Annotated in this window: 15 protein-coding genes and 1 tRNA gene; 9 read left to right on the top strand and 7 right to left on the bottom strand. The window is 74.1% G+C overall.

Annotation, left to right across the window (positions count from 1 at the left end; genetic code table 11):
- The first annotated feature begins 24 nt into the window (after positions 1-24).
- From AB0P35_RS09410 to AB0P35_RS09385, 6 genes are read left to right on the top strand one after another with little or no spacing between them, the layout of a single operon-like run.
- Positions 25-444 (top strand): cupin domain-containing protein, encoded by a 420-nt coding sequence (locus AB0P35_RS09410; RefSeq protein WP_095872103.1) that lies wholly within the window; start codon positions 25-27, stop codon positions 442-444.
- Positions 441-1,706, top strand: a complete 1,266-nt coding sequence (locus AB0P35_RS09405) for a beta-ketoacyl-[acyl-carrier-protein] synthase family protein (RefSeq protein ID WP_363508628.1) — start codon at positions 441-443, stop codon at positions 1,704-1,706. Before AB0P35_RS09410 ends, AB0P35_RS09405 begins: the two co-directional genes overlap by 4 nt.
- Complete coding sequence (locus AB0P35_RS09400) at positions 1,703-2,950, top strand: beta-ketoacyl synthase N-terminal-like domain-containing protein (RefSeq protein ID WP_363508625.1); 1,248 nt, start codon at positions 1,703-1,705, stop codon at positions 2,948-2,950. Before AB0P35_RS09405 ends, AB0P35_RS09400 begins: the two co-directional genes overlap by 4 nt.
- Positions 2,951-2,981: 31 nt before the next feature.
- Positions 2,982-3,236 (top strand): acyl carrier protein, encoded by a 255-nt coding sequence (locus AB0P35_RS09395; protein ID WP_363508622.1) that lies wholly within the window; start codon positions 2,982-2,984, stop codon positions 3,234-3,236.
- A gap of 3 nt (positions 3,237-3,239) precedes the next feature.
- A complete protein-coding gene (locus AB0P35_RS09390; protein WP_095872099.1) occupies positions 3,240-3,695 on the top strand; it encodes an SRPBCC family protein in 456 nt (151 codons plus the stop codon).
- The gene (locus AB0P35_RS09385) at positions 3,692-4,030 is read left to right on the top strand and encodes a TcmI family type II polyketide cyclase (protein WP_095872098.1); all 339 of its coding nucleotides are present in this window, start codon (positions 3,692-3,694) and stop codon (positions 4,028-4,030) included. The genes AB0P35_RS09390 and AB0P35_RS09385 overlap by 4 nt, the downstream gene beginning before the upstream one ends.
- Before the next feature lie 192 nt (positions 4,031-4,222).
- On the opposite strand, the gene AB0P35_RS09380 is transcribed toward AB0P35_RS09385, so the two are convergent.
- The 3 genes from AB0P35_RS09380 to AB0P35_RS09370 form a co-directional block, all read right to left on the bottom strand.
- A complete protein-coding gene (locus AB0P35_RS09380; RefSeq protein WP_257018942.1) occupies positions 4,223-5,260 on the bottom strand; it encodes a methyltransferase in 1,038 nt (345 codons plus the stop codon).
- A gap of 68 nt (positions 5,261-5,328) precedes the next feature.
- The gene (locus AB0P35_RS09375; RefSeq protein ID WP_257018941.1) at positions 5,329-6,390 is read right to left on the bottom strand and encodes a right-handed parallel beta-helix repeat-containing protein; all 1,062 of its coding nucleotides are present in this window, start codon (positions 6,388-6,390) and stop codon (positions 5,329-5,331) included.
- A 342-nt stretch (positions 6,391-6,732) separates the two neighbouring features.
- Positions 6,733-8,085, bottom strand: a complete 1,353-nt coding sequence (locus tag AB0P35_RS09370; RefSeq protein WP_095872096.1) for a DUF2252 domain-containing protein — start codon at positions 8,083-8,085, stop codon at positions 6,733-6,735.
- Positions 8,086-8,331: 246 nt separating this feature from the next.
- Between AB0P35_RS09370 and AB0P35_RS09365 the strand changes: the two genes are divergently transcribed.
- The gene (locus AB0P35_RS09365) at positions 8,332-9,111 is read left to right on the top strand and encodes a hypothetical protein (protein WP_363508616.1); all 780 of its coding nucleotides are present in this window, start codon (positions 8,332-8,334) and stop codon (positions 9,109-9,111) included.
- A 13-nt stretch (positions 9,112-9,124) separates the two neighbouring features.
- Here AB0P35_RS09365 and AB0P35_RS09360 read toward each other — a convergent pair whose 3' ends face one another.
- On the bottom strand, positions 9,125-12,121 hold the full coding sequence (locus tag AB0P35_RS09360) for a BTAD domain-containing putative transcriptional regulator (RefSeq protein WP_363508613.1): 2,997 nt from the start codon (positions 12,119-12,121) through the stop codon (positions 9,125-9,127).
- Between the two features lie 209 nt (positions 12,122-12,330).
- Between AB0P35_RS09360 and AB0P35_RS09355 the strand changes: the two genes are divergently transcribed.
- The gene (locus AB0P35_RS09355) at positions 12,331-13,209 is read left to right on the top strand and encodes a cysteine/serine endopeptidase inhibitor (RefSeq protein ID WP_363508610.1); all 879 of its coding nucleotides are present in this window, start codon (positions 12,331-12,333) and stop codon (positions 13,207-13,209) included.
- A gap of 151 nt (positions 13,210-13,360) precedes the next feature.
- Positions 13,361-15,046, top strand: a complete 1,686-nt coding sequence (locus AB0P35_RS09350; protein ID WP_363508607.1) for an AMP-binding protein — start codon at positions 13,361-13,363, stop codon at positions 15,044-15,046.
- A 67-nt stretch (positions 15,047-15,113) separates the two neighbouring features.
- On the opposite strand, the gene AB0P35_RS09345 is transcribed toward AB0P35_RS09350, so the two are convergent.
- The 3 genes from AB0P35_RS09345 to AB0P35_RS09335 form a co-directional block, all read right to left on the bottom strand.
- Positions 15,114-15,875 carry an SDR family NAD(P)-dependent oxidoreductase gene (locus AB0P35_RS09345; protein WP_363508604.1) on the bottom strand — a complete coding sequence of 254 codons (762 nt, stop codon included), beginning with the start codon at positions 15,873-15,875 and terminating at the stop codon, positions 15,114-15,116.
- 29 nt (positions 15,876-15,904) lie between these two features.
- Positions 15,905-17,044 (bottom strand): acyl-CoA dehydrogenase family protein, encoded by a 1,140-nt coding sequence (locus AB0P35_RS09340; RefSeq protein WP_095872091.1) that lies wholly within the window; start codon positions 17,042-17,044, stop codon positions 15,905-15,907.
- 240 nt (positions 17,045-17,284) lie between these two features.
- Positions 17,285-17,372, bottom strand: a tRNA-His gene (locus AB0P35_RS09335).
- Between the last annotated feature and the right edge of the window lie 9 nt (positions 17,373-17,381).

Raw genomic sequence — 17,381 nt, 5'->3', positions numbered from 1 at the left:
CAAAGCCATCTGGAGGCAGCAACCATGAGCACCAAGTTCCCACGCATCGTGCACGTCGACGACGCGCCGCCGAACACCCGCCGCGGCGGTGACCTGCGCGCCATGCTCACCCCGACGACGGTGGGAGCCACCAGCGGCTTCATGGGAATGGCGATCGTGCAGCCCGGTGACCGGATCGCCGAGCACTACCACCCGTACTCGGAGGAGTTCGTCCTCGTCGTCCAGGGCGAGCTGGAGGTCGACCTCGACGGGGAGGCCTTCAAGCTCAGCCCGGACCACGGCCTGCTGATCCCGCTCAACATGCGCCACCGGTTCCGCAACGTCGGAGCCACCGAGGCCCGGATGGTCTTCCACCTCGGCCCGCTCGCACCGCGGCCCGAGCTCGGCCACGTCGACACGGAGGAGACCCCGGCGCCGCCGGAACCGGTCGAGGCCGTCTCATGACCCGGCGGGTGGTGGTCACCGGGCTCGGCGTCGTCGCGCCCGGCGGCGTGGGGGTCCCCGCGTTCTGGGACCTCCTCACCGCCGGACGGACCGCGACCCGCGGCATCACCTTCTTCGACCCGACCGGATTCCGCTCCCGGATCGCCGGCGAGTGCGACTTCGACCCGTACGCGGCCGGCCTGGACGCCGAGGAGGCGGCCCGCTCGGACCGGTACATCCAGTTCGCGCTGGCCGCCGCCGCGGAGGCCGTCCGCGACGCCGGGCTCGACCTCGGCGCCGAGGACCCCTGGCGGATCGGCGTCTCCCTCGGTACCGCCGTCGGAGGCACCACCCGGCTGGAGCACGACTACGTCGGCGTGAGCACGCACGGCGCCCGGTGGGACGTCGACCACCGCGGCGCCGGGCCGCACCTGCAGAGGGCGTTCACCCCGGCCACCCTGGCCTCCGCGGTCGCCGAGCGCACCGGCGCGCACGGCCCGGTCCAGACCGTCTCCACGGGCTGCACCTCCGGGCTGGACGCCGTCGGCTACGCCCTGCAGGCCGTCGAGGACGGGCGGGTCGACGTCTGCGTCGCCGGCGCCTCCGACTCGCCGATCTCCCCGATCACCGTCGCCTGCTTCGACGCGATCAAGGCCACCTCGGCGCGCAACGACGACCCGGAGCACGCCTCCCGGCCGTTCGACGCCACGCGCGACGGCTTCGTCCTCGGCGAGGGCGGCGCCGTGCTCCTGCTGGAGGAGTACGAGCACGCCAGACGGCGCGGCGCCCGGATCATCTGCGAGATCGGCGGTTTCGCCACCTACGGCAACGCGTACCACATGACCGGTCTCACCCAGGAGGGTCGGGAGATGTCGGAGGCGATCGACCGGGCACTCGACCACGCCCGGGTCAACGCCGCCGACCTCGACTACGTCAACGCGCACGGCTCCGGCACCAAGCAGAACGACCGGCACGAGACCGCCGCCGTGAAGCGATCGCTCGGCGCCCACGCCTACGAGACGCCGATGAGCTCCATCAAGTCGATGGTCGGGCACTCGCTCGGCGCCATCGGCGCGATCGAACTGGTCGCCTGCGCCCTGGCGTTGAAGCACGGCGTCGTCCCGCCCACCGCCAACTACGAGACCCCGGACCCGGAGTGCGACCTGGACTACGTCCCGAAGACGGCCCGGGAGCTGCCGCTGCGGCACGTGCTCTCGGTCGGCAGCGGATTCGGCGGCTTCCAGTCCGCGGTCGTGCTCAGCAGAGAGGGGGCACGGACATGACGTCCGGACCGACCGAGCGGCGAACGGTGGTGACCGGCATCGGGGTGATCGCACCCAACGGTGTCGGCGTCGACGACTTCTGGAAGGCCACCCGTGAGGGCGCCAGCGTGATCGGCCCGATCACCCGCGAGGGCTGCGGGCAGATGCCGCTGCGCGTCGCCGGCCAGGTCGGCGGCTTCGACGCCGAGGCCGCCGTCGAGGGCCGCTACCTCGTCCAGACCGACCGGTTCACCCACTACGCGATGGCCGCCGCCGACCTCGCCCTGGAGGACGCGCGGCTGCGGCCCGACGAGAACTCGCCGTTCGCCACCGGCGTCGTCACCGCGGCCGGCTCCGGCGGCGGCGAGTTCGGCCAGCGCGAGCTGCAGAACCTGTGGGGCCAGGGCCCCCGGTTCGTCGGCCCGTACCAGTCGATCGCCTGGTTCTACGCCGCCAGCACCGGCCAGATCTCCATCCGCGGCGGCTTCAAGGGGCCCTGCGCCGTGGTGGCCAGCGACGAGGCCGGCGGCCTCGACGCGCTGGCGCACGCGGCGCGCACCATAGCCAGGGGCGCGGACGCGGTCGTGGTCGGCGGTGCGGAGGCGCCACTGGCGCCGTACTCGATGGTCTGCCAGCTCGGCTACCCCGAGCTCAGCCTCGGCGACGACCCCGCCACCGCCTACCTGCCGTTCACCGACCGGGCGAGCGGTTTCGTCCCGGCCGAGGGCGGCGCCATGTTCGTCCTCGAGGACGAACGGTCCGCGCGCCACCGCGGCGCCCGCATCCGGGCCGAACTCGCCGGGCACGCCGCCACGTTCACCGGGGCGTCGCGCTGGGCCGAGTCCCGGGAGGGCCTCGCGCACGCGATCCGCGCCGCCCTGGAACAGGCCCGCTGCGCCCCCGACGAGGTCGACGTGGTCTTCGCCGACGCCCTCGGCGTCCCGGAGGCCGACCGCGCCGAGGCGCTGGCCCTCGCCGACGCCCTCGGCGCCCACGCCGCGCGGGTGCCCGTCACGGCACCCAAGACCGGCACCGGACGCGCCTACTGCGGCGCCCCGCTGCTGGACACCGCCGCGGCCGTCCTCGCCATGGAGCAGGGCTTCGTCCCGCCCACGCCCAACGTCACCGACACGGCCCACGACCTCGACCTGGTCTGCGGCTACGGCCGGACGGCGGAGCTGCGCACCGCGCTGGTGCTCAGTCGCGGGCTGATGGGGTCCAACGCCGCCCTGGTGCTGCGCGCCGGTGCCGGCCGGCCGTCCTGACCGGCCGCCCCCCGAATCACAGGAGAACCCGATGACCCACGTGCTCACGTACGACGAACTCGCCGCCCTGATCAAGGGCCGGGCGGGCATCAGCGTCGACCCGGTCGAGCTGGAGCGCCCCGGCGCCACCTTCGAGGAGTTCGGCGTCGACTCGCTGGCCCTGCTCGGCATCGTCGGCGAGCTCGAGAACCGGCACGCCAGCCCGATCACCCCCGGCGCGGAGATGTCCAAGACCCCGCAGGACTTCCTCGACGCCGTCAACGCCTCTGCCAAGACGGGAGCCTGACCCATGCCCGGCCACACCGACAACGAGATCCTCATCAACGCCCCCCTCGACCTGGTCTGGGACGTCACCAACGACCTGGAGGGCTGGCCCCAGCTGTTCAGCGAGTACGCCTCCGTCGAGGTGCTCGACCGCGAGGGCCCGAAGACCACCTTCCGGCTGACCATGCACCCCGACGAGAACGGCACCGTCTGGAGCTGGATCTCCGAGCGGGAGACCGACCGGCAGGGGCTGACCGTGCGGGCCCGCCGCGTGGAGCCCGGCCCGTTCGAGTTCATGAACATCCGGTGGGAGTACACCGAGCACCCCGGCGGCACCCTGATGCGCTGGATCCAGGACTTCGCGATGAAGCCCACCGCGCCCGTCGACGACCACGGCATGACCAACCACATCAACCGCAACTCGCGGATCCAGATGGAGCTCATCAAGCAGAAGGTCGAGCTGCGGGCGGGCGTGGCATGACCGACACCTACCGCTCGCTCATCGTCGCCCGGATGCGCCCCGGCTCCAGCGACGACATCGCGGGCATCTTCGCGGACTCCGACCGCGGCGATCTGCCGCACCTGATCGGGGTCACCGGCCGCAGCCTCTTCCAGTTCGGCGACCTGTACATGCACCTCATCGAGGCGGACCGGCCGCCCGGCCCGTCGGTCGCCCAGCACGTGAAGCACCCCGATTTCCGCCTCGTCAGCGAGCGGCTCACCGCGCACGTCCAGGCCTACGACCCGGCCACCTGGCGGGAGCCGAAGGACGCGATGGCGCGCGAGTTCTACCGCTGGGAGCGGCCCTCGGGCTGATCCGTCACCACGAACGCCAGGGCGCCGGCCGATCACCATCGGGCCGGCGCCCTGGCGTTGCCGTGCACCGGGCTTCGGCGGGCCGCGGCCGTGCGGCACGCGGACGACCCGGGACGGTACGCGGGTGCGGGCCGGCGGACGCGCCGAGGCCCGCCGGCGGGGAGCCGGCGGGCCTCGGGGGACGGGGAGCGGTCAGCCCTCGACGACGCTCTCGAAGGCGTGCAGGTAGGGGTTGACCGGGCGGACCTCGTCGACCCGCAGGCCGGCCTCCGACATCAGCGACAGCATGCTCTCCTGCGTGTGCTTGGCGCCGCCGACGTTGAGCAGCAGCAGCAGGTCCATCGCCGTGGTGAAGCGCATCGAGGGGCTGTCGTCGACCAGGTTCTCGACCACCACCACCCGGGCGCCCGGGTGGGCCGCGCGCACCACGTTGGCCAGGGTGCGGCGGGTGGACTCGTCGTCCCACTCCAGGATGTTCTTGATCAGGTAGAGATCGGCCTTCACCGGGATGTCCACCCGGCAGTCACCGGGCACCAGACGGGCCCGGTCGGCCAGCGAGCCGCCCGGCCGCAGCCGCGGATCGGCGTCCGCGACCACCTGCGGCAGGTCGAGCAGCGTGCCGTGCAGGTGCGGGTGCTTCTCCAGCAGGCCGGCCAGCGCGAGGCCCTGGCCGCCGCCGATGTCGACCACGGTGGAGACGTCGCCGAGGTCGTCCATGAAGGCCACCAGGTCGGCCGCGGACTGCCGGCTGGAGCTGCTCATCGCCTTGTCGAAGACCTTCGCCGACTCGCCGGCGTCGTCGTGCAGGTACTGGAAGAACTCCTTGCCGAACATCTCGGGGAAGATGTTCCGGCCGGAGCGGACGGCCTCGTCCAGGCGGGGCCAGGCCTGCCACGTCCACGGCTCGGTGCACCAGAGGGAGATGTAGCGCAGGCTGTTGGGGGCGTCCTCGCGCAGCATCCGGGACATGTCGGTGTGCGCGAAGCGGTCGTTGTCCGTCTCGGTGAAGATCCCGTAGCTGGCGAGCGCGCGCATCAGTCGGCGCAGCGGCTTCGGCTCCACCTTCAGCTGCGCGGCCAGGTCGCGGACGGGGGTCGGGCTGTCGCCGAGCGCGTCGGCGACACCGAGCGAGGCCGCGGCCCGGATCGCCGCGGCACAGGCCGCGCCGAAGACGAGCTCGCGCAGGCGCATCGCCGCGGGCGGGGACGGGGACTGGGTGCTGGCGGACATGGAACCGCCTTTCGTACGGGGGCCGGGGCCCTGGGGGAGTGGGGTGTGCGGTCGGTGCGGGCGACGGCTCAGCAGCGGCCGGCCGGCTCGGAGACGCCGCAGGTGTTGCGGGTGAAGGTGTTGCCGGTGCCCTTGTCGCGGTCGGCGAGGTCCGAGGGGCCGTTGTCGGCCAGGACGTTGCCGCTGACGGTGATCCGGTTGTTCGGGGTGCCGGTCATGCTGGGGAACAGCACGACGCCGCCGGACATCGGCGAGTCGCCGCGGTTGCCCTCCACCTGGTTGCCCGTCACCACGGAGTCCTCCGCTCCGGTGAAGAGGATGCCGGTGCCCTGGATGAAGGCCAGCCGCGGGTTCGGCGGGCAGTACTTGTTGTTCTCGTGGACGTGGTTGCGGCTGACGGTGAGCGCGCCCGGCTTGGGCGAGCCCTCGTCGCCGACCACGAAGACACCGCCGCAGTTGCCGCTGATGTCGTTGGCGTCCACCGTCAGCGACCGGGCGCGCCGGACGACCACGCCGATCCGGTTGCCGGACAGCCGGTTGCTGCGGATCACGGTGCCCTGGGTGTCGATGGCACCGCCCTCGTGGGCGACCGAGTTGGCCAGGAAGATGCCCGCCTGCGCGTTGTCGGCGGCCTCGTTGCCGAGCAGCGTGGCCCGGATCGACTTCTCCTGGCTGATGCCCTGGTAGCCGTTGTGGAAGGCGCCGACGGCGACGATCCGCAGGTGGTCGGTGTTGGAGGCGTCGATGCCGTTCATCCGGTAGCCGGACACGGTGAGCGAGCCGATGCGGACGTTGTCCACCTTCTGCTCGTTCGTGCCGGTCACGCAGATGCCGTGGCCCGCCGTGGCGCAGGCGTTGCCGGTCTGCGCCGGGTCCGGCACGAGGACGGTCGACGGACCGACCCCGCGCAGGGTGATGTCCGAGCGGTTGATCAGCACGCTCTCGTGGTAGGTGCCGGCCATCAGCTGGACGGTGCTGCCGGGGGCGGCCGCGTCGACCGCCTGCTGGATGGACTCGCCGGGGAAGACGGTGCGCATCGAGCCTGCGGCCTGGGCGGGCGGGACCGCCCCCAGGCTCGCGACCAGGGCGGCGAGGCCGCCGGCGAGATAGTGGGTCCGTCGCATGGGCATGGAACTGGGTCCTGCTTTCCGGTTGTACGGGGGTCGGGCGGGCACCGGGATCGGCGCGCTCGGTGTGGGGGAGTGGGGGAGTGGGGGAGTGGGGGTGGAAGGGGAGTGGGGGAGTGGGGGTGGAAGGGGAGGGGGAGGGAGCGGGGGTACAGGGAACGGGGGCACGGTGACGGAGCGCGGGGCGCTGGATGCGCGAGGCGCGGGTGCGGCGGGCGCGGGGCGTGGGAGACGCAGGGAGCCTCCGCCCCACCCGAAGCTAGGGTCGCCCCTGACCGCCCGCCACTCGGGTGGTCGGTTCGGTGACGATCACTCACCTGACGGAGTGGCGTATGTGGCGACCCGTCATATTCCGGAGCGGGCGTCGACCAGTCCGGCCGCGATCGCCTCACGCAGCCGCGCGTGGTCGGCGGCGGTGCGGGTCGCGTACCGCAGCGCGAAATCGGCCACCGCCTCGTCGAAGACCGCGCCGCCGCCGAGGTAGCCCGCGATCGCCAGCCGGTCGCCCGAGCGGGCGTGCGCCCGGGCCAGCGCGGTGCCGCACAGCGTGCCGTAGCGCTGCAGCATGCGCGGCGTCATCGACTCGACCTCCGCCGAGCCCTTCATGTCGCGCAGCTGCCGCCAGTAGAAGTGCCGGGCCTCCGCCGCGGGCCCGCTCGTCCAGCCGAGGAAGATGTCGCTCGCCGCCTGCATCAGCTTCTGCCCGGCCACCACGCGGTGCCCGTGGTGGTCGTGCGGGCCCGACGGGAGGTGCTCCTCCAGTACGGACCGCTCGGCCTCCTTCAGCTGGAGCACCAGCAGGTCGTCGGCGTCCCGGCCCTGCAGCAGCACCACGAAGCACCGGGTGCCGACGCTGCCCACGCCGACCACCTTGGCGGCGGCGTCCACGAAGCGGAAGCGGTCCAGCAGCTCGCGGCGCTCCTCCGGGAGGGTCTCCCGGTAGCCGTCCAGGATGGCGTGGACGGTCTCGGTGTCCGGCATGGGAATGCGGGTGATCAGCGGCGGCCGCGCCACGATGCGCCGCCGGCCGCCGCGGACCTCGGTCAGCTTCGCCACCGCGTGCAGGCTGTCCCGGCGGCGCGCCGCGGCCAGCCGGCCCTCCGCCCGGCGGCGGTCCCCGCCGCGGAGCAGCGACGGCAGCTCGGTGGTGTCGATCCGCTCGTACCAGACCGCGAGCTCGCCGAGCGCTGCGAGCCGGCGCATCGACTCCCGGTACGCCTGTACGGCGGCCCGCGCGGTCTCGCGGGCCTGTGACCTCCCGGCGCCGATCGACCCCGCCGCGACCGCCAGGCTCGCCGCCAGCCGCTTCACGTCCCACTCGAACGGGCCGGGCAGCGTCTCGTCGAAGTCGTTGAGGTCGAACAGCAGCGCACGCTCCGGCGAGCCGTACACCCCGAAGTTCAGCAGATGCGCGTCACCGCAGAGCTGCACGGTCAGCCCGGTGTGCGGCTGCACGGCGAGATCGGCCGCCATCACCGCCGCCGCGCCGCGCAGGAAGGCGAACGGTGACACCGCCATCCGCCCGTACCGGATCGGCACCAGGTCGGGCAGCCGGGTCACCGCCTGCCGCTGCAGCAACGTGACCGGGTCGGCCCGGCCCTCGGGCGCAGACAGCCCGCCGTGCGAGGAACGGGGCACCACGCTGCGCACCGCCCGCCCCAGCTCGGTGCGCTCGGCGGCGGTGGCGGACTCGGTCATGGCTTCCTCCGGTGGGTCCGCCGTGCATCGGCGATCACCCCAGCCTCGGCCGCTGCGGGGCGCGGCGCAGCGGCGGAGGTCCGACCGGGGGACACCCGTACGCACCGGCCGCCGACCGGCCGTCGGCCGTGCGACTGCTGGGCCGGGAGCTCGCGCCGCGTGCGTGGATCCGATGGCCGAAGGGCAGCGGCGGGCCGCCGGTGCGACCATCGGGAGCGGGGGCGCGACCTTCGGAAGGTGCCGCTGATGCATGCCTCGCGGGCGACCGCCCGGCAGTACCGCTCCCGGAGCAGGCCCGTACGGGCGAGGCTCCTCACCGCCCCGCTGCTCGCCCTGGCCCTCGCGGGCACCGCCGCGTGCGGCGGCTCCGCCAGCGGCACCCCGCCCTCGGCGCCCGCGCCGGCCTCGTCGGGCAGCTCCGCCCCCGCCGCGCCGCTGCCCAGCTCCGAGGACCTGCGGAACGCACTGCTGACGGTGGAGGACCTCGGCCCGGCCTTCGCCGAGACCCTGCCGGCCGACGGCGCCGAGGACACCGGTACCACCGGCTGCCCGCTGCTCTCCGCCATCCTCAACGGGCAGGGCGAGGCGAAGCCCGGAGCGGTGCGCGAACAGACCGAGTTCACCACCGTCGAGTCGAGCCCGTACCTCGGGGAGTCGCTGCTCACCGAGGAGCAGGAGGCGTTGACGGCCGACCACGCCAAGGTGGCCGAGGCACTGCGCTCCTGCGAGGCGCTCACCTTCACCGGTGACTCCACCGCCGTCACCTTCACGCTGACCCCGATCCACTTCGGCGGGCTGGCGACCACGGCAGCGCGGCTGGACGGCATCCTCGACGGAATCCTGTTCAACGGCTACCTGGCCGTCGAGCGGATCGGCCCGGCCGTCCTCACCTTCTGGTACTTCCAGGCGGGCGGCGCCTCCGCCCAGTTGGCGGACGAGGTGTACCGCGCGGCCGCCGACAAGGCGCTGCAGGTGCTGGTCGAGGGCGCGGGGGCGAGCCAGGCGGCCGCGGCGGCCCAGGTCTGAGGGGAGCGGGCGCTCAGCGGCCGGCGCGGGGCTCGTCGGGTGGTGCGGACCCGGCGGGTTCGTGCCCCGCAAGGTCGTGCTCCGCGGGTTCGTGCCCGGCGAGTTCGGCGGCGGCGTTCCTGCGGCAGGCGGTGGCGCGGTCCGGGTTGCCGGCGGCCTCCAGGGCTGCGGCGAGCTCGGTCCAGGCGGCCGCGGCGCCCTGGGGATCGCCGAGGCGTCGGCGCAGCGCGAGGCCTTCCTCCGCGCACGCGACGGCCTCGCCGTGCTCGCCGGCCGCACGGTGCTCGGCGCCGAGGTCGAGCAGGGCCCGCGCCTCGCGGTGCAGGTCGCCCCGGGCGCGGGCGAGTTCGCGGCTGCGCCGCTGGCACGCCACCGCCTCGGCGTGCCGCCGCTGCCGGCCGCGGATCAGGCCGAGGAAGTTGACCGCGGCGGATCCCAACTCCGTCGTTCCGTTGGCCGCATGGATCGCCATGCTCTCCGTGCAGCACCGCTCGGCCGACTCCAGGTCGCCGCGCCGCACGTGCAGTACGGCGAGCCTGTCCAGCGCGGTCGCTGCGTCCACCGGCCGGCCGGCGGCCCGGTAAACGGCCAGGGCCCGGGCCAGGCAGGCGGTCGCCGGGCCGTGCAGACCGCGTTCGAGGTAGACCAGACCGAGGCCGCTGTAGGCGCGGGCCTGCCCCGCGGTGTCGCCGCAGAGCCCGAACAGGCTGATCGATGCGAGGAGTTCGCGTGTCGCCTCGTCGTGCCGGCGCCGGGCCGCCGCCAGCACGCCGAGCTCCAGCCGGCCGGCCGCCTCGGCCGCGAGGTCCGGCGCCGTGCCGTCACGGGCCAGCCGGACGCCGGCGAGGGCGAGCTCCTCCCAGTCCTGCCAGTGCCCGCGCCGCCGCAGTAACACCCCGAGCCGGCCCGTGAGTTCGGCGAGCGCGGCCGCCGGGACCGCGCCGACCGCCGCGGCCTGGAGGGCGGCACCCACCACCGTCTCGCGCTCGGCCGCCAGCCGGTGCACGGCCTCCTGGGCGCGGTCGAAGCCCACGCCCAGGCCGGTGTTCGGCCCCTGGTCGTCGCCTGCACCGTCGGCGGGCCGGAGCAGCGGACCGGCGGCGCGGACGTCGGCGAGATGGGCCCGGGTGAGCCGACCGAGCATGGCGGTGAGCTCGGCCTGCCGCTCGTCCGGGCTGGTGAGGCTACGGCCGAACACTCGTAACAGGTCGTGGTGGCGGAAGCGGCGGCGTGCGCCGTCCGGCGGTCGGGAGACCTCCAGGAGGTGGGCGTCGGCGAGCGCCTCCAGCCGCGCCTCGACGACATTCTCGGGGAGGTCCAGGGCGGCGGCCGCCGCGGCGGCACCGAAGTCGGGGACGGCCAGTTCGCTGAGCAGCCGGAACGCGGCGGCCGCCCCGGCGTCGGCGAGGCCCTCGTAGCCGGCTCGGAGGACGGCCGCCGTCGGCCCGTCCGCCAGGAGTTCACCGGATCGGCATGCCGCGTCGCGCAGTCGTCCGGCCGTCGGCGGGGTGGTGGCGACGGGCCATGCCACGGCCGCCGCCACCCGGAGTGCGAGCGGATGGCCGGCGCACCGGTCGAGGATCCCGTCGACGCTCGCGGTCTCGCCGTCGACCCGCTCCGCGCCGACCACCTGCCGCAGCAACTCCCGTGCCTCACCACGGTCGAGGGCGTCGAGGCGCAGCACCGTCCGGGCGTCCGCACCGTCCGGCCGGGAGCGGCCGGTGACCAGGACGAGGCAGTCGGCGGAGGCCGGGAGAAGCGGCTCCACCTGGCGGGCGTCCGCGGCGTCGTCGAGCAGGAGCAGCAGTCGGCGGCCGGCGGTGGTGGTGCGGTAGAGCGCGGTGCGGCGTTCGGTGTCGGCGGGGATCCGGCCGCGGGGGACACCCAGGTCCTCCAGCAGGCCGGCCAGGACGTCGCCGGGTGCGGCGGGGCGGTCGCCACTGCCGCGCAGATGCACGTGGAGCCGGCCGTCGGGGTAACGGTGGGCGAGCCGGTGGGCGGCGTGCACCGCGAGCGCGGTCTTGCCGATGCCGCTCGGGCCGGTGAGCACGGCGACGGCAGGTGCGGCGACGGCAGCCGCGATGCGGCCGCCCGCCACCTTGGCACCCGGTCGGGCGGCGAGCCGCGACAGGGCGGCGAGTTCGTGTCGCCGGCCGGTGAAGTCCGGTGTGTCCGGCGGGAGTCGGGAGACGGCCGGGAGCTGCCGGGGCGGGGCGGCGGCTGCGGCCGGGCGGAGCGCCGGGTCGTCGTCCAGGATGCGCCGCCGCAGGCTGCGCAGCTCGACGCCGGGCTCGATCCCGTCCTCCTCCACCAGGGTCCGCCAGGTGTCCTGGAAGACGGCGAGGGCCTCCGCCCGGCGGTCGGCGCGGTACAGCGCGAGCATCAGCAGGGCGCGGAGCCGCTCGCGGCACGGGTGGGCCGCGGCGAGGGCGGACAGCTCGGGCAAGGTCTCGTGGTGCCGCCCGCGCTCCAGCAGGACGGCGAACCGCTGCTCCCGGGTGGACAGACGGGCCTCCTCCAGCCGGCGCCGCAGCCGCTCGGCGTGCGGGCCGGGGACGCCCTCCAGCGCGCCGCCCCGCCAGAACCCCAGCGCTCGCTCCAACTCGGCCGTGCAGCCTGCGAGATCGCCGGCCCCGTGGCGGCTCCGGGCGGCCTGCCGGGCCCGCTGGAACAGGGCGATGTCCAGGTGTTCGGGCGGTGTCGGCAGCGCATAGCCGTCACCGTGCGAGAGCAGGACGGACGGGCCGGTGCCGTGCGCCCGGCCGGGGTCGACGGCCTTGCGCAGCCGGGCCACGTAGGTGGCGACCAGGTGCGGCGCGGTGGCGGGAGCGGCGCAGCCCCACACGCCGTCCACGATCTCGCGGCGGGAGAGGGGGCGGCCCTCGGCGGCGAGCAGCATGGCCAGCACCGCCCGCTGCTTGGCCGGGCCGGCGTCCAGCTCCGCGCCGTCGCCGAACACGCGGACAGGGCCCAGCAGTTGGTAGGTCAGCGCCACGGCCGGCCGGCTCACCCCTTCGAATCCCCCGGTTTTCAGCGCAGCCTAGGGCGTGCGGGTGCGGGAGGGAAGGGGCGGCCTGGGCCGGTCGACCCAAGTGGTCTGCACCACAGAGCCGTTGACCCCGGCACGACTCGTCGCTTTTGATGATGAACTGTCAGTCGCGGCTGTGCGGACGGACTGACGCGACGAGAACAGCACCCCCATCTCTTCCAGGAGGTCGAGTGCACGCCGCTCCCAAGCGCATACGTCGATGGGTCGCCGCCCTGATCGGCGCCGTGGTCCTCACCGTCCTCGGGGTCGGGGCCGCCATGGCCGCGATCCCGATCGGACAGACCCGGACGGGCAAGATGACCTGGTACGACGACGCGGGCTACGGCGCCTGCGGCACGTCGATCAACGCCGCGACCGAGGACCTGGTCGCCGTCTCCACCTCGTGGTGGACCGCCGCCAATCCGAACAACGACGACCTCTGCAAGGGCATTTCGGTCGAGGTCAGCTACAACGGCCGCACCGTCACCGTCCCGGTCAAGGACAAGTGCCCGACCTGCCCGGCCGACCACATCGACCTCAGCAAGCCCGCCTTCCAGCGGCTGGCCGACCTCGACCTCGGCACGGTCAGCGGCATCACCTGGAAATTCGTGAACTCCGGCGGCGGAGGCGGGGGCACCGGGACACTGCCCGCTCCCACCGGCCTGAAGGCCACCGGCACCACCGGCAGCACCGTCTCGCTCTCCTGGAACGGCGTCGGCGGCGCCGCCTCGTACGCGGTGTACCGCGGTGGCACCAAGGTCGGCTCGCCCTCCGGTGCCTCCTTCACCGACACCGGGCTCGCCGCCGCCACCGCATACGGCTACACGGTGGCCGCCGTGGACTCCGCCGGCAGGGCGGGCACCCCGTCCGGCGCCCTCACCGTGACCACGGCCGGCGGCGGGGGCGGCGGAACCACCTGCCCGGTGGCGTGGACCGCCTCGAAGTCCTACGTGCCCGGCGACCGCGCCGCGTACAACGGCCATGCCTACACCGCCACGTACTACTCCACCGGCGCGGTGCCGAACGACCCCGGCTCCTGGGCCGTCTGGCGGGACGACGGCGCCTGCTGACGGACGACCGCCCCCGGCCGCCCGCCCCTCGGGCGGCCGGGGGCGATGTGCCCGGGACACCGGACACCCGGCGAATCTCCGGCGGCGGTCGGCGGCCCGGCGGCAGGATGAGGGCGAGAGACGGTCCCGATCACCACCGAGGAGACAGGCCATGGGCTCGGTCGACGAATTTCTCGCGGCCCGCGACGTCCTGCTGCGCCACCGCACCGACTACGACGCCGCCTGCCGGGAGTTCCGATGGCCGCGGCCGGAGGCCTTCAACTGGGCGCTCGACTGGTTCGACCGGATCGCCGAGGACAACGACCGGTGCGCGCTCCGGGTGGTCGACGAGGACGGCGCCGAGCACACTCGCACGTTCCGCGAGATGTCCCGGCGCTCCAACCAGGTCGCCAACCACCTGCGGGAGCTGGGGCTGCGGCGCGGTGACCGGGTGCTGGTGATGGTGGGCAACGTGCCCGAGCTGTGGGAGGCCATGCTCGGGGCGATGAAGCTCGGTGTGGTGGTGATCCCGGCGACCCTGCTGCTGAGCCCCGACGACCTGCGCGACCGCGTCGAACGTGGCCGGGTCCGCGGTGTGATCGCCGACGCCGGGGTGGCGGACCGCTTCGCCGGCCTGCCCGGCGCCGACCTGCGGATCGCGGTGGGCGGCGAGGCCGAGGGCTGGAGCCGGTTCACCGAAGCGGGCGGCGCCCCGGACACCTTCGAACCGGACGGACAGACCCCGGCGGACGACCCGCTGCTGCTGTACTTCACCTCCGGCACGACGTCCAGGCCGAAGCTGGTCGAGCACACCCACACCTCGTACCCGGTCGGCCACCTGTCGACCATGTACTGGATCGGGCTGCAGCCGGGGGACGTCCACCTCAACATCTCCTCGCCGGGCTGGGCGAAGCACGCGTGGAGCAACATCTTCGCGCCCTGGAACGCCGAGGCGACCGTGCTGGTCCTCAACCACGCGCGGTTCGACGCGAACCGGCTGCTGGAGGTGTTGGAGCGCTGCCGGGTCACCACGCTGTGCGCGCCGCCGACGGTGTGGCGGATGCTGATCCAGGCCGACCTGACGGCCCACCGGCTCGCGCTGCGCGAGCTGGTCGCCGCGGGTGAGCCGCTCAACCCCGAGGTCGTCGAGCAGGTGCGCAAGGCCTGGGGGCTCACCGTCCGGGACGGGTTCGGGCAGACGGAGACGACCGCGCAGGTCGGCAACACCCCCGGGCAGCCGGTGAGGCCCGGTTCGATGGGCCGCCCGCTGCCGGGCTACCGCATCGCCCTGCTGGACGCCGAGGGCCGGCCCGCCGAGGAGGGCGAGCTGAGTCTGGACCTGGCGCACCGGCCGGCCGGGCTGATGCGCGGCTACCGCGGCGACGCGGAGAAGACCGCCGAGGCGATGCGGGGCGGTTTCTACCGCACCGGTGACGTGGCCGCGCGGGACGCGGACGGCTTCATCACCTATGTCGGGCGCGCCGACGACGTGTTCAAGGCGAGTGACTACCGGATCTCGCCGTTCGAGCTGGAGAGCGTGCTGATCGAGCACCCGGCGGTGGCGGAGGCGGCCGTGGTGCCCTCGCCGGACCCGGTGCGGCTCGCGGTGCCCAAGGCCTTCGTCGTCCTGGCACAGGGGCGGCAGCCCGGCCCCGAACTCGCCCAGGACATCCTGCGGTTCACCCGCGAGCGGCTGAGCGCCTACAAGCGGATCCGGCGGCTGGAGTTCGCCGACCTGCCGAAGACGATCTCCGGCAAGATCCGCCGGGTGGAGCTGCGGCAGCACGAGGAGCAGCACGGCGAGGCTCGCAACCCGCACGAGTACTGGGAGTCCGACTTCCCGTCCCTGAAGGGCTGAGCACACGCGGAGGGGCCCGCCGATCGCGGTGATCGGCGGGCCCCTCCGGACGTGGACGGTGTCCGGCTCAGCGGGCGGTCATCCGCAGCGCGCCGTCCATCCGGACGGTCTCGCCGTTGAGGTAGTCGTGCTCGGTGATCATGGTGACCAGGCGGGCGTACTCCTCGGGCTGCGCGAGCCGCTGCGGGAAGGTCACGCTCGCGGCCAGCCCGGCCCGGACGTCGTCGCCGAAGCCGGCCATCATCGGGGTGTCCACGATGCCGGGGGCGATGGTGACCACGCGGATGCCGAACTGGGCGAGGTCGCGGGCGGCGGTGATCGTCATGCCGGCCACACCGGCCTTGGAGGCGGCGTAGGCGATCTGGCCGACCTGGCCCTCGAAGGCCGCGATGGAGGCGGTGTTGACGATCAGGCCGCGCTGGCCGTGCTCGTCGGCCCCGTGTCGGGCGATCGCCTCGGCGGCGAGGCGCATCACGTTGAAGGTGCCGAGCAGGTTCACGTTGAGGACCGCGCGGAACAGGTCCAGGTCGTGCGGGCCCTTGCGGCCCAGGATGCGCGCGGAGGGGGCGATGCCGGCGCAGTTGACGGCCAGCCGCAGCTCGGCGCCGTCGGCGTCGATCCGCGCCAGCGCCTCCCGGACCGGCGCCTCCTCGGTGACGTCGGCGGCGAGCAGGGTCACCCCGTCCGGCTGCGGACCGGCGGCGGCGACGGCCTTGTCCAGGTCCAGGCCGTAGACGGTGGCGCCGCGCGCGGCGAGGGCGGCGGCGGTGGCCGCACCCAGGCCCGAGGCGGCGCCGGTGACCAGGGCGGCGGAACCGGCGATGTCCATGGAAGTCTCCTCGGTGGCGTAGGGACGGGTCAGCGGGCGAGGCCGCGGCTGATGACGAGGCGCTGGATCTGGTTGGTGCCCTCGAAGATCTGCATGATCTTCGCCTCGCGCATGTACCGCTCGACCGGGAAGTCGCGGGTGTACCCGTACCCGCCGAGCACCTGCACGGCGTCGGTGGTCACCTTCATGGCGGCGTCGGTGGCGATCAGCTTGGCGACGCTGGCCTGCCGGCTGAACGGGCGGCCGGCGTCACGGCGGCGGGCCGCGTCCAGGTAGGTGGCGCGGGCGGAGTCGACCGCGGCGGCCATGTCGGCGAGCAGGAAGCCCAGGCCCTGGTGGTCGATGATCTTCCGGCCGAAGGTCGTCCGCTCGTTGGCGTAGTCGACGGCGGCGTCCAGCGCGGCCTGGGCGAGGCCGGTGGCGCAGGCCGCGATGCCGAGCCGGCCGTTGTCGAGGGCGCTGAAGGCGATCTGCAGGCCCTGGCCCTCGGCGCCGATCAGCCGGTCCGCGTCGAGCACCGCGCCGTCCCAGTGGGCGGAGGTGGTGGGCACGGCCTGCAGGCCCATCTTGCGCTCGGGCTTGCCGAAGGTGAGGCCCTCGACCGCGCCGGGCGCGAGGAAGCAGGAGACGCCCCTGCCGCCGGGGGCGGTGCGGGCGAACAGCGCGTAGAAGTCCGCCTTGCCGCCGTGGGTGATCCAGGCCTTGGTGCCGGTGATCCGGTAGCCGCCCTCGACCGCCTCGGCCTTGCAGTTCAGCGAGGCCGCGTCGGAGCCCGCCTGGGGCTCGGAGAGGCTGTAGCCGCCGACCGCGGCGCCGGCCAGCATGTCCGGCAGCCAGCGGCCCTTCTGCTCCTCGGTGCCGAAGGCGTACAGCGGGTGGCAGGCCAGGGTGTGGACGCTGGTGGCCACCGCGACGGCGGCCCAGCGGGCGGCGAGCTCCTCGAGCACCTGGAGGTACACCTCGTACGGCTGCCCGCCGCCGCCGTACTCCTCCGGGTAGGCCAGGCCCAGCAGGCCGGCCTTGCCGAGCAGCGCGAACAGGCCCTCGGGGTAGGTCTCGTCGGTCTCGTGCCGGTCGACACGCGACGCCAGTTCCCGGTCGGCGATCTCGCGGGTCAGCGAGATCAGGTCCTCGGCCTCCTGGGTGGGGAGAAGCCGGTCGACGGCCATGGCGGACTCCAAGTGGTACTCGAAGCGGTACGTCAGTACCGCATAGCGTAAACCACGAGGGCGGCACGGGGTACCGGGCAGGCGCGGCGGGGCTGCCGGGCGACGTCCGGGGTTCCGGGAACGGGGCAGGGATGCGACGGCGCGGGTGGCGCGGCGGCACGGCGATCGGGGCGGGCCCACGGATGCCGGCGGGAAAAGCAGAAGGTGCCCGACCAGAGATCTGGTCGGGCACCTTCTGTGTGGTGTCCGAGGGGGGACTTGAACCCCCACGCCCGATAAAGGGCACTAGCACCACAAACAAGCGCGTCATCCAATACGACACCCGGACGGGGTGTGG

This window comes from Kitasatospora sp. NPDC085879, assembly GCF_040686255.1.
GTDB lineage: Bacteria > Actinomycetota > Actinomycetes > Streptomycetales > Streptomycetaceae > Kitasatospora.
Note: the sequence above shows the minus strand (reverse complement) of the source record. Positions and strands in the feature narration are given on the sequence as shown.

Excerpts from the sequence above, each read along its gene's own strand:
- AB0P35_RS09395 (WP_363508622.1), top strand. The coding sequence starts at position 2,982 with ATGACCCACGTGCTCACGTACGACGAACTCGCCGCCCTGATCAAGGGC.
- AB0P35_RS09370 (WP_095872096.1), bottom strand. The coding sequence starts at position 8,085 with ATGACCGAGTCCGCCACCGCCGCCGAGCGCACCGAGCTGGGGCGGGCG.
- AB0P35_RS09410 (WP_095872103.1), top strand. The coding sequence starts at position 25 with ATGAGCACCAAGTTCCCACGCATCGTGCACGTCGACGACGCGCCGCCG.
- AB0P35_RS09405 (WP_363508628.1), top strand. The coding sequence starts at position 441 with ATGACCCGGCGGGTGGTGGTCACCGGGCTCGGCGTCGTCGCGCCCGGC.
- AB0P35_RS09380 (WP_257018942.1), bottom strand. The coding sequence starts at position 5,260 with ATGTCCGCCAGCACCCAGTCCCCGTCCCCGCCCGCGGCGATGCGCCTG.
- AB0P35_RS09350 (WP_363508607.1), top strand. The coding sequence starts at position 13,361 with ATGGGCTCGGTCGACGAATTTCTCGCGGCCCGCGACGTCCTGCTGCGC.
- AB0P35_RS09345 (WP_363508604.1), bottom strand. The coding sequence starts at position 15,875 with ATGGACATCGCCGGTTCCGCCGCCCTGGTCACCGGCGCCGCCTCGGGC.
- AB0P35_RS09365 (WP_363508616.1), top strand. The coding sequence starts at position 8,332 with ATGCATGCCTCGCGGGCGACCGCCCGGCAGTACCGCTCCCGGAGCAGG.
- AB0P35_RS09375 (WP_257018941.1), bottom strand. The coding sequence starts at position 6,390 with ATGCCCATGCGACGGACCCACTATCTCGCCGGCGGCCTCGCCGCCCTG.
- AB0P35_RS09400 (WP_363508625.1), top strand. The coding sequence starts at position 1,703 with ATGACGTCCGGACCGACCGAGCGGCGAACGGTGGTGACCGGCATCGGG.
- AB0P35_RS09390 (WP_095872099.1), top strand. The coding sequence starts at position 3,240 with ATGCCCGGCCACACCGACAACGAGATCCTCATCAACGCCCCCCTCGAC.
- AB0P35_RS09340 (WP_095872091.1), bottom strand. The coding sequence starts at position 17,044 with ATGGCCGTCGACCGGCTTCTCCCCACCCAGGAGGCCGAGGACCTGATC.
- AB0P35_RS09385 (WP_095872098.1), top strand. The coding sequence starts at position 3,692 with ATGACCGACACCTACCGCTCGCTCATCGTCGCCCGGATGCGCCCCGGC.